This is a genomic window from Blautia sp. AM28-27 (assembly GCF_003480905.1).
In the GTDB taxonomy this organism is placed as follows: Bacteria; Bacillota; Clostridia; order Lachnospirales; family Lachnospiraceae; genus Fusicatenibacter; species Fusicatenibacter saccharivorans.
In genome coordinates this window covers 129,779-145,093 of sequence record NZ_QUJK01000003.1, presented here as the reverse complement: position 1 = coordinate 145,093, position 15,315 = coordinate 129,779, and the positions used below count along the sequence as shown (strand labels likewise).

General features: G+C 47.3%; 12 protein-coding genes. 3 read left to right on the top strand and 9 right to left on the bottom strand.

Annotated features, from left to right (window positions below; all coding sequences use genetic code 11):
* Positions 1 to 56: 56 nt before the first annotated feature.
* Positions 57 to 1,025, bottom strand: a complete 969-nt coding sequence (locus DW743_RS06970) for an AraC family transcriptional regulator (protein WP_117761070.1) — start codon at positions 1,023 to 1,025, stop codon at positions 57 to 59.
* Positions 1,026 to 1,269: 244 nt separating this feature from the next.
* Here DW743_RS06970 and DW743_RS06965 point away from each other — a divergent pair, with 244 nt between their 5' ends.
* Complete coding sequence (locus tag DW743_RS06965; protein ID WP_055227315.1) at positions 1,270 to 1,701, top strand: MerR family transcriptional regulator; 432 nt, start codon at positions 1,270 to 1,272, stop codon at positions 1,699 to 1,701.
* Between the two features lie 119 nt (positions 1,702 to 1,820).
* Here DW743_RS06965 and DW743_RS06960 read toward each other — a convergent pair whose 3' ends face one another.
* From DW743_RS06960 to DW743_RS06950, 3 genes are read right to left on the bottom strand one after another with little or no spacing between them, the layout of a single operon-like run.
* A complete protein-coding gene (locus DW743_RS06960; protein WP_055227317.1) occupies positions 1,821 to 3,629 on the bottom strand; it encodes a DUF6320 domain-containing protein in 1,809 nt (602 codons plus the stop codon).
* A 13-nt stretch (positions 3,630 to 3,642) separates the two neighbouring features.
* Positions 3,643 to 4,635, bottom strand: a complete 993-nt coding sequence (locus tag DW743_RS06955) for an alpha/beta hydrolase (RefSeq protein WP_117761068.1) — start codon at positions 4,633 to 4,635, stop codon at positions 3,643 to 3,645.
* An 18-nt stretch (positions 4,636 to 4,653) separates the two neighbouring features.
* Positions 4,654 to 5,772 carry a DUF362 domain-containing protein gene (locus DW743_RS06950; protein WP_117761066.1) on the bottom strand — a complete coding sequence of 373 codons (1,119 nt, stop codon included), beginning with the start codon at positions 5,770 to 5,772 and terminating at the stop codon, positions 4,654 to 4,656.
* Positions 5,773 to 6,018: 246 nt separating this feature from the next.
* Between DW743_RS06950 and DW743_RS06945 the strand changes: the two genes are divergently transcribed.
* Both DW743_RS06945 and DW743_RS06940 read left to right on the top strand, forming a co-directional pair.
* Positions 6,019 to 7,371 carry a 5-bromo-4-chloroindolyl phosphate hydrolysis family protein gene (locus tag DW743_RS06945; RefSeq protein WP_117761064.1) on the top strand — a complete coding sequence of 451 codons (1,353 nt, stop codon included), beginning with the start codon at positions 6,019 to 6,021 and terminating at the stop codon, positions 7,369 to 7,371.
* A 73-nt stretch (positions 7,372 to 7,444) separates the two neighbouring features.
* Positions 7,445 to 8,593 carry a toxic anion resistance protein gene (locus DW743_RS06940; protein ID WP_117761062.1) on the top strand — a complete coding sequence of 383 codons (1,149 nt, stop codon included), beginning with the start codon at positions 7,445 to 7,447 and terminating at the stop codon, positions 8,591 to 8,593.
* A 79-nt stretch (positions 8,594 to 8,672) separates the two neighbouring features.
* Here the strand turns inward: DW743_RS06940 and DW743_RS06935 are convergent, their stop codons facing one another.
* The 5 genes from DW743_RS06935 to glf all read right to left on the bottom strand — a co-directional run bounded on the left by DW743_RS06935 (position 8,673) and on the right by glf (position 15,307).
* Positions 8,673 to 9,185 (bottom strand): dihydrofolate reductase, encoded by a 513-nt coding sequence (locus DW743_RS06935; protein ID WP_117761060.1) that lies wholly within the window; start codon positions 9,183 to 9,185, stop codon positions 8,673 to 8,675.
* Complete coding sequence (gene larE, locus DW743_RS06930; protein ID WP_330376945.1) at positions 9,182 to 10,063, bottom strand: ATP-dependent sacrificial sulfur transferase LarE; 882 nt, start codon at positions 10,061 to 10,063, stop codon at positions 9,182 to 9,184. The genes DW743_RS06935 and larE overlap by 4 nt, the downstream gene beginning before the upstream one ends.
* A 111-nt stretch (positions 10,064 to 10,174) precedes the next feature.
* The gene (locus DW743_RS06925) at positions 10,175 to 12,790 is read right to left on the bottom strand and encodes a L,D-transpeptidase family protein (protein WP_117761058.1); all 2,616 of its coding nucleotides are present in this window, start codon (positions 12,788 to 12,790) and stop codon (positions 10,175 to 10,177) included.
* A 187-nt stretch (positions 12,791 to 12,977) separates the two neighbouring features.
* Positions 12,978 to 14,078: an LCP family protein gene (locus DW743_RS06920; protein ID WP_158565815.1), complete on the bottom strand. Its 1,101-nt coding sequence runs from the start codon at positions 14,076 to 14,078 to the stop codon at positions 12,978 to 12,980.
* A gap of 128 nt (positions 14,079 to 14,206) precedes the next feature.
* Positions 14,207 to 15,307, bottom strand: coding sequence for a UDP-galactopyranose mutase (gene glf / locus DW743_RS06915; protein WP_117761054.1), 1,101 nt, complete (start codon positions 15,305 to 15,307; stop codon positions 14,207 to 14,209).
* Positions 15,308 to 15,315: the final 8 nt, after the last annotated feature.

The window sequence follows — 15,315 nt, the reverse complement described above, 5'->3', positions numbered from 1 at the left end:
AAAAACGGATCGAACATCTGATTTTAAAGTCAGATACTCGATCCGTTTTTCTTGTCCTATTGTATTTTCTTCTCCACCCGGTACTTCTTCGGCGATATTCCATAGCGCTCTTTGAAAATCCGATGGAAATAACTCATGTTCTCATACCCGACCCGCTCGCCGATGTCTGCCACGGAAAGTCCCGTCGTTTCCAACAGATACGCGGCCTGGGTCAGGCGTTTGTTCTGAACGAGTTCGGTGTAGTTTTTCCCGGTCAGGCGGCGGATCATGCGGCTTAAGGTGTAAAAATCGTAGTGCAGTTCTTCCGCCAGTTCCGAAAGGCTGCCCTCCCGGTAATGTTCCTCGATATAGCGGTATACGCCGAGCAGCATCTCCTGTTCAAAATACTGCTCTCCCACCTGCACGCGTTCGGTGTAGTTCATGAGTTGCAGAAATAAAAGGCCCATCGTAATCTGATTGATGCTCCGCTTATTGCTCTGGTGATGTAAGAGCGTCCAGACGAGATTTTCGATCAGATTCTGCACCGGAAGGACATCCGCGATTCTGTAATGCAGATAACAGAGCGGTACCTCCCCGCTTTTCAGACAGCCGACGATAAAATCCTTTAACTGATTCTCCTCTGCCCCGATCATTCGCAGCGTCTGGTCAAAAAACTCCGGCAGAATCAGAAAGTTGACCGCGATATCGTCACGCCCTGCCGGTTCAATTTCCTGCACTGCATTCTGATTCAGAATCAGCAGCTCACCCGTTTTCAGCTCGATCCGGTCCCCGTTGATGGTGTGCACGGTGCTTCCCTGGCACATGTAGATCATCTCGACATAATTGTGGCTGTGCGCCGGAAAACGAATAAACCGCGTGTGCGGCCGAATATCAATCAATTTTCCCCGCTCCAGCAGCTTTCCCGCATCCATCACAAACTTCTGCCCGCTCGAATACCGCTCCTTTTCCACTTCCGTCTTGCCGTCCAGAATCGCCTGTTCCTCCTCCGTAATCCGGGACAGGTCTGCTATAATTTCCTGTTTCACGATGATTCCTCACATTTTTCACGTTTTTTCTGCTTTCTATTATATTCCATTCTGGTGCAAATAAGCAATGTACTTTTTCTTCTCACTTTCTGATAAATATTCCTTTCCTACGCATCAAAACAGCAAGTGCTGCACTGCCAAGTGAAACGTAACGAAGATTCTCTCTTTACAATTTCACTTTCTTAAAGTATACTTTAAGAAGTTATTCTACTATTCAAACTCTATCGTTCAAGGAGGTTTTTCCATGGAACAGCAGACCTACACCATTCGTGAAATGTCCGAGCGTTTTGGACTTCCGGCCTCTACGCTTCGTTATTATGAGGAGATCGGACTTTTGACGGATGTCATTCATACCGAAAGTAAGAAACGAATTTACACCCAGCAGCACATTGACTGCATGACCGCAATTCTCTGCTTCAAACGCACCGGGCTTCCGATTGCGGGGATTCAGGAGTTTTTCCGGCTTGAGAACGATATCCCGGGAAATATTGACCAGATGGTTGCCATTCTCAAGGAACATGAGCAGAATACACGCGAGAAAATCGAGCGCATGGAATCTGATCTCGAACATATTCAGCAGAAAGTGCGGTATTACAGCGCGGTTCGCGATGCGATTAAAAATGGGGATGAAATGCCGTCGTGGGATTCCTGCGGCTGTGAGGAGAAGGCGCAGTAGATATCTCTCCAGGCTTTTCCGCCGCAGACACACACAAGTTTCAAAAGAGCAGGTAAGAAAAGGGACCAACATCCACTTTTCTTACCTGCTCTTCTTATTTTTTCTATCACCTTTTCCCTTCATACCCGGAATTTTTTCTGCATTTCCCGCATAAAATCTTTTCCGCGGAAAAAAAACAGCCCGATCAGATACAGCACACTAAGGCCCACGCAGATCACGGACGGCCAGGTAATGCGGACAGTTCCCGTCAACCACAAAATCGCCGGAACGATTCCTGCTGCTCCGGACTGCATCAGATAAAAAAGATATTCACTGACCTCCATTTTGTACGCTCTTGCCAGAATCTGCATCGTCGCGCCATTCATAAGAACGGCGAGCGGAATTGCGAAATCGACAGACCAGCCGATCCAGCCCGTCGCATAATCCCACAGAATCGCACCGATCATAATAAAGATCAATTGCCACATACTGTTTTTGAGTGGATTTTTCCGTTTCTGATATCCCACCCGGATCAGAAGCCAGGCGCAGAACACACCCGCTGTCGCATAACCTGCCCACCACATCTGCGGCGTTGCAAGGAAATTCATCATCCAGCAGAGTACGACAGCCGCGATGCAGGTGAAAGAAAAAATTTTCAATCCCAGTTTGGCCGTCCCGTGCGGCTGTTCTTTCTGTCCCGGAAAATCATTTTCCTCCTGTTCACAGGCGATGCCCTCTTTCTGCAGCAGATGCATCAGGTTCCGTTCAATATTGGAATCAGCGATTTTAGATGTGATTCCAAGCACCATGCTGTCACCGTAGGAACAGGAACACATCTGTACTTTGTCGGTGCTGGTGAAAAATCCGAACCGCTCAATATATGTTTCATACTCCGGCGGCATCTGAATCCGGCCGATATTGGAATAGACGGTCGTAATGCTTCGTCCGCCGAGCGTCGTGCCCGCCATCAGCGCCAGATTTTTGATTTCCAGCGGCACGGCGCGCAGCACCGGATTCCGCTCAATCCGCACCAGATCGTTCATACGTGTGGAAATCTCCTGCTTCAGCGCCTCTTTCTGCATCGCGGCTCCCGTGATCTGCAGGGCATCCTCAAACGATGCCTCCGGCCCAAGATCACAGGCAATCTCGATCCAGCTCCAGAAATTCGTCATCGATGCGGATGGGAAAAAGTTGCGGAGATTGGCTGGAACCATCAGAGAAACCGGCTTTTTCAGCCTGCTTTTCGGGATTTCTTCATATACCGCATATACCAGCGCCGCCGCAAGGTACGCCGTCACCGACACGCCATGTGCTTTTGCGCACTTATGAACTGCTTCCGCGGAAAGCAGAATCTCAGTAATTTCCATCTCCTCCTGCTCCAGATACTCGCCTTTGATCTGGTATGCCGGGCGGCTTTTTTCTTTTTCATTTTTCTTTCCGGTGTAATACTGTGAAAAGCTGTCCTCCTCGAAATCTGTCTCTGTCAGCATGTCTTCGCTGACCTTTGAAAAGATTTCCTCGGGATGACACAAGATCAGATAATTGCTCACCAGTTCTTTCAGAAACAGCATCGCACCGGTGCCGTCTGTCAGGGCATGGAATACTTCGAAATTGATTCGGGTTTTATAGTAAGAAACCTGGAAAAGAAGCGTTTTGTGGTCGGGTACGTAAATCTCACTGCACGGCGGACGCTTTTCCTCTTCTACTTTTGCTGGCAGATCGCGCTGCTCCAGATAAAACCAGAAAAGACCTTTCCGCAGTACCATGGAAAACACCGGGTAATGCTCCATTGTCTGCTCCAGCGCTTTCTGCAGCAGATCCGCCTGGATGTCCTCTTTCAGCTGGCAGTAAAACCGGAAGACTCTCGTATCCTTTTTTCCGGTGGCCGCCGGAAATGCCTGTGCCGCGTTGTCCAGCTTTCTCCAGCGCGAAGAATGTTCTTTCTTCATTTTCTATGCCTCCTTACGCCTTCCCGTGTGTCAATTGTTTCTTCACTGCTGCTATGTTTTCCAGTTCTTCGTCTGCATTTTTCTGCTGTTTTTCTTTCCTTAAAAATGCATTCATATACTGAAAACTTTCCTGCACATATAGGTGTTCAATGCCAAGCGCAAAATAGCCGTGCAATGCGCCCTTGATCCGATGATGTTCAACCAGATTGCCAGCCCTTTTCAGCTTTTTCGCATAATCCTCGCCCTCATCACGCAGCGGATCGTACTGCGCCGTCAGTACCAGCGTGTCCGGCAGTCCCTGCAGATTTTCTGCCAGTACCGGTGCAAAGTACGGATTTTTGCGGTCTTCTTCGGTCCGCTGATACAGAATTACATAATCTTCCATTTTGACACTGGTCAGAAGGTATCCGGTTCCATTGGTTTTCACGGATTTGTACGGTGATTTCTCTGTGTAACAGGAATTTACCGCCGGATAAATCAAAATCTGTTTCCCCGGCAGCAGTTCTTTTTTGTCCCTCGCCATCAGGCAGACCGCAGCCGCAAGATTTCCTCCTGCGCTGTCGCCCATGATCGTGACATTTTCCGGCGTTACCTCCGGCAGAATCTCCCCGCGCAGCATTGCCTGGGCGGCGGCGTAGCAGTCTTCTAAGCCTGTCGGGAAACGATGCTCCGGTGCAAGACGGTATTCTACCGATACAACAATCTGCCCCGTCGACTGCGCCATGCGCGCGCAGACACGGTCGTATGTCTCCACACTCTCGGTTGTCCAGCCGCCGCCATGGAAGAACAGAATCGCTTCTTTTGCACCATGCTCCTCCATTTTTTCATCCGGGAAGAACAGCCGAATCGGAACCTTGTAGTCCCCATTATATATTTCCATATCCAATTTTCGCAGAAAAATACGAATCGGATCCAGCTTCTTGATATCGGCAAGCCGACGGGCGGATTCTACTTCAATTCCGCCGTAGGACAATACATTTAAAATGGCTTTGACTGCTTTTTTCATTCGCTCTCTCCTCTGTTGCTATTTTTCTGCTTCTGTTTTTCGTCTAGTTGCAATGTACTGCTTCAAAAATTCATACATCTGCTCATCGGTCGGTGGGCAGCCTTTCAGATTGTATTTAAACCCTGAAGTACAACTTCCCACACCAAGCGCCCCGCTCTTTCCCCGGTATCCCTGCCCGATGCAGATTTTTTCGTGGAGTTCCTGCAGCAGTCCTTCCTCCTTCAGCCGGTCGAGCGCCGGGATCAGATAGCCGTAGCAGGCACTGCAGGACTCAACTTCCTCTACGGCATCCTGCAGTTCCACGATCTTCCGTTTTTCCGGAATCACTCTTTTTTCACCAATTTCGCCAATTTGGCGGATTGAAAGCCGTGTGAGATCAGCGCTGCCCACGCCCAACTCTTCTGCCATTTTGACATACGGGACATCTTCTGGCTTATAATGCAGTTCCGCGCAGACATATGCATCGATCAACACCGGATCTAACCCAGCGAAAAGGCGATTCATAATAAACGGATTACCGCCATCCTCAAAGTCAAGGTCTCCGCAGATATTATCCACCAAAATAAAATCCTGATGAATCCCCAGCCCCAGATGCGCAATTGGCCGATGAAGTCCCATGGCATGAAAATGACGTTTTTCTTTATTCGGCAAGAGACCTTTCATATTTTTCAGTGCGCAGGTAATTTTAGTCTGGCAATGGCCTTTCATGACCGGGACATTGATCATAAAATCCACCTTTTTCGCACATTCGCAAATCTGAAGTTCCATATCACCACACTGCACCGGCATGCTTTTTTCCTTCTGCGCATCGATAAGCGGAACGCCGTACTGTTCCGAAAGCATACGGTATCCACAGACCTCAAACGATTCCTCTGTCTTATCCCCGACCCAGGAACCTTCCATGATTTGAAGGTTAGTAAATCCGTTTTCCTGAAGATATTCGATGATCCCCGCAACCACCTCCGGATGTGTCGTCCCTCCAAACTCCGCCGGGACAGGTGCTACCAGATTTGGCTTAATACCGATGAGACTGACCTTCGAAGGAATGAGCGTAGCTAAGGCACATTTGTTCAAAAGCTGTTTTGTCATTTCTTTATATTCCATTCCCTGTATCTGGATAATTTCGTTTTTATTCATTTAGTATTGCGGCCCCTTTATTCTGATTTGATTTTTTCTGACATTCGATATTCTTTAGTATATAATAGTTACTGCTTTCTTTCAACTCATCCAAAAACAAAATCATTTCCTGTGAACTGTAACCATTCCCGTCAGCTCCAGCTTCATAGAAAATTAAGCACTGTATGCTTGTAAGATTTCCAATCGCATTGTATAATAAATGGAAAACGGTACACAGAAAAAGTACCTCATCAGAAAGGAACTGTCATGAGTTTTGAAGATGATTTAAAGGATGTCGGCGACAGTATTGGAAAGCTTGTGGATAACGCTGTAAATTCTCAGGATTTTCAGGAATTAAACCGGAAGATTTCAGACACCATCAACCAGTTTGTCTACCCAAACCGGAAGGGACCATTCCGTGCAAATGGCACACAGGAGCCGTCCCGCGGCTATTCCGCAGATACTTCCTACAGCAGCCAGCATTCTTCCCATAATAATACAGCGCAGCAGACCGGACCGCATCACTATTCCTACGGGCCGGGAGGCACGATGCCGGGTAAGAGCGCGAACCCGGTTCCCAAACCTTCCCATACCTGGCAGACCTCCCAGAATACGGAATGGAACAGCCGCATACAAGAACGCCGTGTACTGCGCGAGCGCTTTATGCCATCCACCGATCTTGCACTTGTCGGCGGATTTCAGACGGCCGCCGGCTGGGGTGTCACCGGACTGTTCGGCTGCTGCACAGCGCTTAGTCTGTATTCCTTATTTGCAGGTCCAGACAACAGCGCGCTGATTCCTTCTCTTATTTTTGCCGCATTTACCATCGGCGGCGGCATTCTTCTGAAAAAGGGAAGTAAAAACCGGCGTCTGGTCCGCCATTTCCGCCAGATCTGTACGCTGATCGGCACAAAGGAATATATTTCCACGAAAGAACTCTGCGACAGTATGCACTGTGAGAAAGGTGAGCTTCTGACCGATATTACGACCATGATTGATAAATCCATGCTGCGCCAGGGCCACCTCGACGAGAATGGTACCTGTCTGATGGTAACAAATGACTGCTACGACCAGTACCGCGCAATGCTCGCCAGCCAGAAGGAACAGCAGATTGCTGAGCAGAAAGCACGTGAACAGCTGGAGGCCTCCGGTGTAACGCCGGAATACCAGCAGATGCTGGAAGAATGTGAATCTTATATTCAGAAGATCCATCAGTGCAACCTGGATCTGCCGGGTGAAGTCATCACAGCCAAGCTGAGCCGTCTCGAAACGGTTGTTACCCGGATTCTCGAGGAGGCAAAAAAGCGCCCAAAAGAAGCCGCCGCCCTGCGGAAATTTATGGATTACTATATGCCGACAACCTGGAAGCTGCTCGACGCTTACCGTTCCTTTGAGAACGAACCAATTCAAAGCGACAATATCCTCCGAACCAAGAAGGAAATCGAGGACACACTGGATACCATCAATGCCGCATTCGAAAAGCTGCTTGATGATCTGTTCCAGACAACGGCATGGGATATTTCTTCTGATATCTCTGTTCTGCAGACGATGCTGGCGCAGGAGGGACTGACAAATCAGGCAGGTCCGTCAAAGCAGGATATTGAGCCGCTTCACATGTAACTATTCAAAGCTATACAATTGAAATCAAATCACCGGTTACGTTTCCGTACCGAAGAAAAGGAGAATAGAAAACATGAATGATTTTGTAAAGGACACCACTGAAATTCCAAGCTTAAGTTTCGGCGCTCCGGAGCCGGAACCGGAACTTCCGGTACAGCAGCCGGAAGAAAAGAAAGAGGTCATGGATGATTCTGTTCTGTCCGACGAACAGAAAGCCATGGTGAATGCCTTTGTTTCCCAGATTGATCTTGCCAATACAAACGGCATTCTGCAGTACGGTGCCGGTGCACAGAAGAAAATGGCAGACTTTTCCGAGAAAACGCTGGAGAACGTCAGAAGCAAAGATCTCGGGGAAATCGGCGATCTGCTCACCTCTGTTGTGACAGAGCTGAAAACGTTTGACGCAGAAGAAGAAAAGGGACCATTCTCTTTCTTTAAGAAAAGCACGAACAAAATCAATGCAATGAAAGCGAAGTATGACAAGGCAGAGGTGAATGTCAATAAAATCTGTGACGTGCTCGACGGCCACCAGCGGCAGCTTCTGAAAGACATTGCCATTCTGGATCAGATGTATGCACAGAACCTGAATTATTTTAAAGAGCTAACCATGTACATTCTCGCTGGAAAGAAAAAGCTGGAGCTGGTACGTTCCACAGAACTCCGTGATCTGCAGAATAAAGCGCAGATGACCGGAAAGGCCGAAGATGCACAGGCTGCCAAGGATCTCGAAGATCTCTGCAACCGATTTGAGAAGAAACTGTATGATCTGGAACTAACCCGTATGGTTTCGATCCAGACAGCGCCGCAGATCCGCATGATTCAGAACAGCGATTCTGTAATGGCCGAAAAGATCCAATCCACACTCGTCAACACCATTCCGCTCTGGAAAAACCAGATGATCATTGCACTCGGCGTTCATCACTCGACTGAGGCTGCCAAAGCACAGCGCCAGGTTTCGGATATGACAAATGAGCTTCTGAAAAAGAATGCGGAGAATCTGAAGATGGCAACGATCGAGACTGCAAAAGAATCTGAGCGCGGTATCGTCGATATGGAAACCTTAAAACAGACGAACCAGAGCCTGATCTCTACCCTCGATGAAGTGATGAAGATTCAGGAGGACGGCCGCCAGAAACGTGCCGCCGCTGAAGTTGAGCTGGTACAGCTCGAAAATGATATTAAGAAAAAAATGCTGGAGCTTTCTGCAGGCGGACAGCACTGATACTTTTTGTATTCTATATAAAAAAACGGAGAAGCCGCTTTTTCTGTGGTTTCTCCGTTTTTTACGTCCTGTCTTACCCTTATCTCGGGCGTTCTGCCTTTTCATTCTTTCTTCGGTATTCCGTGAAATAAAATTCAATATCAAAGCAGGTCTGCTCATCGCCCTCTTCTACCATCTCCCAATCCGGTGATTCGTCAAGATCCTCAAAGAAGGTATCCGCCTGATACGTCATGTCAATTCGTGTGACGTATGCCGTATCACAGTATGGGAGAAGCTGACAGTAAATTTCTCCGCCGCCCGCAACATAAATATCGTCGTCCTCATACGGCTTTAACACTTCCATCAGCTCTTTGATACTGTGGACAACGGTTGCGCCGCGGACATTCCATTCCGGATCACGGCTTAAAATAATATTCGTTCTGCCTTTTAAGGGCTGCCCTGCCGGGAGTGTAGCAAGTGTCTTTCTTCCCATCACGACAACGTGTCCCATCGTAGTTTCACGGAAGAACCGCAGATCAGACGGAATACTTACCAGCAGCCGTCCCTGATATCCCAGACCCCATTTGCGGTCCGCACTTAAAATTGCTTTCATTTTGTTTCCTCTTTCTGTGTTATTTTCTCATCCATACTGCCGGAACGGAACCCTTCCAGATCCATCGTCAGGTAAGAAAAGCCGAGCTTTTTCAGATATGCAATCATTTCTTCTCTCTTCTCAAGCACTTCCCCCATACGCTCCGGTGCAATTTCAAGACGCACCACATCGCCATGTACACGCAGGCGGAGATTCTCTTCCGCACCGAACAGCGTATGAAGCCATGCTTCGCCGTCCGCAATCCGATCCAGAACGTCATAGTTAATTTCTGCCCCGTAGGGAAGGCGTGTCGCCATACATGGAGTGGATGGACGGTGTGCTACGGAAACGCCGTACTTTGCGGCAAGTGCTTTTACCTCTGTTTTTGTCACATGACACGCTGCAAGCGGGCTGATAACACCATATTCTCTCAGCGCTTTTCGCCCCGGCCGGTAGACATGAAGGTCATCCTCATTTGTTCCGTCGAGTACCTGGGTGACACCGTGATCGCGGGCAAATTCCAGAAGTTTCCCAAATAGATAGTGCTTACAGAGATAGCAGCGGTTTTCCGGATTGTAACGGATTGCCTCCTGCTCCAGCTCATCAACAAAAAGGACCTCATGAACAGCGCCAACCTCCTTTGCTACTCTTGTCGCTGTCTCCAGGTCGCAGGGCGGATGCAGCCGTGTCTGAAAGGTTACTGCATAAACCTTTGTTCCATATTTTGCAGATGCATCCATGACAAGCTTCAGCAGCAGACTGCTGTCCACACCGCCGGAGAATGCCAGACAGAGATCCTGTTTTGCAATCTCGTCAAGTTGGGTAAGCAATGCCTTTTCCTTATTCTGCATATCTGTTTTCTGTTCTGTCCGGTTCTTTTTCTTTTCCTGTAATTCCATCGTATCTGTCTTCCTTTCCTGTAAAATGGCCGATGTCTTCTTATCAGAAAATCCATCGGCGGCACTGCTGCCCCGATGGATTTTCTCATACAGGTATTCCTGTTCTATTTTTTATCGATATGTCGGATCGCTTCCGAAAGCACCGCCTGTCCAGGTATAACGGGTCGGGTTTGTCAGCGGATAATCCAGATTGTCGCCAATGCGGACCGTTGTTCCGCTGCTGACGTTATCATAAATCCATTTTGCATCGATTGCAGTCAGTCTGACACAACCATGTGACATCGGTGATCCCAGGGAATTGAAGTCTACGGCAGAGATCATATTCAGATCCGGTGTGCTGCTTGCTACGCCATGGAAGTAAACAGCGTCATAAATCTGTGATACATATGGTGCCCAGCACACATAATCTTCACCTCTCATTTGCTTCTTTTTCAACTGCCAGCCGATTTTATATGTTCCTGCTGCAGTGTAACTGATTGGATTTCCTACGGAGCAGATCATTGATTTGATCGGGGTATCGTAAGAACCGGTTGCACTGTTATAGCCGTAAATGGTGACACGTCCGCGGGTTCTGTCTACTGTGATGTATTTGGATGACGGATTGAAGATGCTTGTCACATCCTCCATCAAAGAACCGTCTGCTTTGCGGTAACGGCGGTATTTTCCGATGTACTCCCATCCTTCCGTGATTCTGCGTCCGGAAGCATCGAATTTGTACTGTTTTCCATTGATCGTAGCGGTGCAGTTCTGATATCTTCCGCCCCAGCTGCGGAAATAATACTGAGAACCGTTCAGTGTCAGCCACTGATCATGGTACATGCCGCCCCAGCTCTTGAAGTAGTACCAGTTCTTATCATGAAGAATCCACTCGTCATGTGCCATGCCGCCCCAGCTCTTCATGTAATAATAGTTACCGTCATGGTAAACCCAGCCGGTCAGCATTTTTCCATCTTTATCCAGATAATAATAATTTTTATCATAGAGGAACCAGCCTTTTTGCGTCCGTTTGGTTCCATCTGCATTAAACCAGTACCAGGTATCGCCGGACTTGCCCCATTCGTTTTTATACATACCACCCCAGCTCTTGAAGTAGTATTTTCCATCGAGCCATTCATTGGCAAGCATGGTTCCATCGGATTTCAGATAATACTTATTTCCTTTGTAGGTCAGCCAGCCGCTGGTATATTTCTTTCCATTTCCGTCAAAATAATACCATACATTGTTGACTTTTGCCCATGCGTTTTTGTAGGCCGCACCCCAGCTGCGGAAGTAATAGGTGTTATCCAGCCACTCATTAAAAGCCATTTTTCCATCGGCTTTCAGATAATAGCTGTTTCCATTGTAATCCAGCCAGGAATTCGTCAGCAGTTTTCCGCCGTCTGCAGTTGCCCAGTACCAGATTGTCTGCGTGCTGGTTTTAATTTTTTTCCATCCTGTTGTCGTCGAAACGGCTCCGTCAGCACCAACGTAATAATAATTTCCATTATAGCTTCCAACATCGTTGACACACATGCCGCCCCAGCTCTTGAAGAGATACATGGTTCCGTTCACATTCAGCGCGTTGTCTTCCATATGACCGTCTTCATGGAGATAATATTTATTTCCATCGTAATTGAACCAGCCTGTCCGTACGCCGCCCCAGCTGCAGAAGCTGTACCATTTTCCATCAATCTGTGCCCAGCCGGATTTATTTTTCTGATTACCGGTTTCCATCTCGAAACTTCCATCTTTCAAATTTCCGTTTGCATCAAAGGAAGCTGGTTTCATATAGTAGATTGCTGTATCTACCTTTTGCCATCCTGAAAGAAGTTCCCCTGTTTCCGCATCCACTAAGTACCAGTTAGAGCCAACCGTCAACCAGCTTACCGTACGATCTCCCTGCTGATACGCATTGTGATTTCCAAGAGATACAGTGCTGTCTTCTGCATTCAGATAATAGGTATGCGTTACATTGTTTTCATCAACAACAGTCTGGAAACCTGCCTCTTTTACGCGGGTTCCATCATTGCCAAACAGATATGTTACATCTCCTACTTTCTGAGTTGTGCTCCAGACTGCATAGCCTTCTTCATCGGCATAGTAATCATCCACACTGCCATCCTCAAATTTGATGGTAACAAGTTCATTTTTTTTCAGTTCCGGTGCAAATACTTTTCCTTCACAAATACCCTGCTGTCTCGAACCAAGTTCATCTTTTGCAGGATCTTCCCCTTCTGTCTCAAAGTAGTAGATTCCGGTTTTTCCATCTTCATCCGTCAGCTCTACTTCACCGGTCAGCATATAGCCATTTTCGTCAAACGCATAATCGACGCCGTCGATTTCTATTGGTCCGGTAGCAGCTACCACCTTATTATTCTCATCCAGAACTCCGTACTGAAACTGTTTCTTTCCATCTTTTTCAACGCTGTTCCAGCCTTCCTTCAGATTACTTACTTCCGGAGCCGGAGTTGCGCTCGGCGTCGGTGTCTCGGAAGGGGTCTCAGTTGGTGTTACGGTTGGTGTTGCGGTCGGTGCCTCGGTTGGAGCCGGAGTCTCACTCGGTGTAACCTCTGGGGTCTCAGTTGGCGCCGGAGTCGGAGTCGTTTCTTCGTCTTCGGCCTGAGCTACAGTATCACTTTCCGAATTTACCGGTAATGGACTGGTTTCTGTAGAAGCTGCATATGCACCGGCTGGTGTAACACTTACCATGACGCCAAGTACGGCTGCGGCCAGAAACTTTCTTTTCATTCTTATTCATCCTCCCATTTTTTTACTCTTATACAATTTATAGCTTACTACATTTTTCCATCTATTTCAAGTTATCCGCCGGTAAAATACCTTACAAATTTCTTATGGTTTTTTCCTGTTTTTCGGGCAGAAAAAACCTCCTGACCCCGGTTTTCTGACCGGAAACAGAAGGCTTTTTACTGTTCTTTTATTCGTTTACCGTGGTAGATCCATAGATCTCTGTCTGAAGTCTCGAGATGGTTGCTGCGAAGTCCGGAACAAGCATCTCACCCTTGCTGGAGTACAAGTCGTCGTACGGTACACGGCTCTGTACAATCTCGTAGGACAGAATTGTCGGCAGCTCTCCGATCAATGTCATCAATGTAGACTGATCAATGTTATGGGTAACACTTGGAAGAATGGTATCCGCCAGTGCACTCAGTTCTGTTACGCTTGACGATTTCATTTTCTGCATCATCTTGCTTAAAACCTCTCGCTGACGCTCCGTTCTCTGATAATCAGAATTTCCAACGTAACGGATTCTTGCATATGCAACTGCCTGATAGCCATCCACATGCTGCTCTCCGCCTGCTGTATACTGATGGGCGGAAGCATCCACATTACGGAGTCTGCACATTTCATCAACATATTGGTTCGCTACACGGATTTCATCATCGCTCGGCGAAAGCTCGATTCCGCCGATGGCATCGATAATGTCAATCATGGAATCGAAGTCAACACTTGCATAATTGTCAATCGGCAGTTTGTAGTTGTCCTCGATGGTTCGTACAACCAGCGGACCGCCGCCATATGCGCAGGCTGCATTCAGTTTTTTCACACCGACATCCGGGATATTTGCATACAGGTCACGCATAAAGGATGTCATGTGGATCTGTTTTGTATCTTTATTGATGGACATCAGAATCATGGAATCGGAGTTTCCATACCACGTTTTGTCACGACGGTCAACACCGATCAGCAGAATGTTGTACACGTTATTGTTGTTTGGAAGTTCAATGTCCTGTGTCTCATTTAAAATCTCAGACTGCAGGGCATCCGTCTCCTCATCAGTCAACCCGGTACTTTCTGTCTCAACCTCTGTGGATTTATTGATCGTGATTTTATCATCGCTTACGTAGTTACTCTTGCTGTAATAGTGATTGATTACAGCATAGACACCGACGAGCACAACCAGTACAACTACGAGAAGGATGGTGAGCACATTAACCCAGCCGAATTTCTTCTTTTTCTTTCCTGAGGAATGGCGTCTTTCCGGGATTTCATCCTCGTCATCATATTCTTTTCTCATAACGACCTCTTTCATTTTCTTATTTTCCGGTATTTTCCAGCCGGATATCGTTTATAATATAGTCAAAAAACGGACTGCTGTCAAGTGTGCAGTCCGTTTTGATTGATTTCCGTTTGCAGTTCTTTTTCCTACCGCTGCATTTTCTCCCACTGGTTCAGTGCAGCCTCAATGACTTTGTCCATATCGTAATACTTGTATTCTCCAAGTCTTCCGCCAAAGATAATCTTCTCTTCTTTTTCCGCAAGTGCGGCATATTTCTGATAAAGTTCCTGGTTTCTGGCATCATTCACCGGGTAGTACGGCTCCATCCCCTCTTTCCAGTCGGTGGAATACTCTCTGGAAATGACGGTCTTTTTCTGGGTTCCGAATTCGAAATGCTTGTGTTCGATCACACGCGTATACGGTGTCTCCCGATCGGTGTAGTTTACTACAGCTACGCCCTGATAATTGTCGGTATCCAGCACTTCTGTTTCAAAGCGCACCGTACGGTATTCCAGCTTGCCAAGTGCATAATCGTAAAACGCATCAATCGCTCCGGTGTAAATCACCGTCTCACCCATCGCCAGGTACTTTTCTTTATTTTCCAGAAAATCAACACCTGTCTGTACATCCGCTTTTTCAAAAAGCCGCTCTGTCAGAACGTTATAGCCTCCAATCGGAATTCCCTGATAAAGGTCATTGAAATAGTTGTTGTCATACGTAAAGCGCACCGGAAGCCGTTTGATGATAAAGCTCGGCAGCTCACTGCAATCTCTTCCCCACTGCTTTTCTGTATAACCCTTAACCAGCTTTTCATAAATATCTTTTCCAACCAGTTTGATCGCCTGCTCTTCCAGATTTTTCGGCTCTCCCGGAACAGCTTTTCTCTGCTCTTCGATGATTGTTTTCGCCTCTTCCGGTGTGCGGATTCCCCACATTTTACTGAAGGTATTCATATTGAACGGCATATTATAAATTTCGCCTTTGTAGTTGGCAATCGGCGAGTTTGTATAACGGTTGAATTCTGCCAGCGAATTGACAAACTGCCACACCTCTTTATTCGAAGTATGGAAAATATGCGCTCCATACTTGTGTACATGAATTCCCTCGATTTCTTCGCAGTAAATATTTCCGCCTGTATGATCTCTTCGTTCCAGTACAAGACAGCTTTTCCCTGCCTGACCGGCAAGATAAGCAATCACTCCGGAATACAGACCGGCGCCAACCAGAACATAATCATATTTCTTCATTGTTCTTT

Bases quoted from the DNA above. Each gene is read 5' to 3' on its own strand.
- DW743_RS06965 (WP_055227315.1), top strand. From the start codon at position 1,270: ATGGAACAGCAGACCTACACCATTCGTGAAATGTCCGAGCGTTTTGGA.
- DW743_RS06960 (WP_055227317.1), bottom strand. From the start codon at position 3,629: ATGAAGAAAGAACATTCTTCGCGCTGGAGAAAGCTGGACAACGCGGCA.
- DW743_RS06955 (WP_117761068.1), bottom strand. From the start codon at position 4,635: ATGAAAAAAGCAGTCAAAGCCATTTTAAATGTATTGTCCTACGGCGGA.
- DW743_RS06950 (WP_117761066.1), bottom strand. From the start codon at position 5,772: ATGAATAAAAACGAAATTATCCAGATACAGGGAATGGAATATAAAGAA.
- DW743_RS06945 (WP_117761064.1), top strand. From the start codon at position 6,019: ATGAGTTTTGAAGATGATTTAAAGGATGTCGGCGACAGTATTGGAAAG.
- DW743_RS06940 (WP_117761062.1), top strand. From the start codon at position 7,445: ATGAATGATTTTGTAAAGGACACCACTGAAATTCCAAGCTTAAGTTTC.
- DW743_RS06935 (WP_117761060.1), bottom strand. From the start codon at position 9,185: ATGAAAGCAATTTTAAGTGCGGACCGCAAATGGGGTCTGGGATATCAG.
- larE (WP_330376945.1), bottom strand. From the start codon at position 10,063: ATGGAATTACAGGAAAAGAAAAAGAACCGGACAGAACAGAAAACAGAT.
- DW743_RS06925 (WP_117761058.1), bottom strand. From the start codon at position 12,790: ATGAAAAGAAAGTTTCTGGCCGCAGCCGTACTTGGCGTCATGGTAAGT.
- DW743_RS06920 (WP_158565815.1), bottom strand. From the start codon at position 14,078: ATGAGAAAAGAATATGATGACGAGGATGAAATCCCGGAAAGACGCCAT.
- glf (WP_117761054.1), bottom strand. From the start codon at position 15,307: ATGAAGAAATATGATTATGTTCTGGTTGGCGCCGGTCTGTATTCCGGA.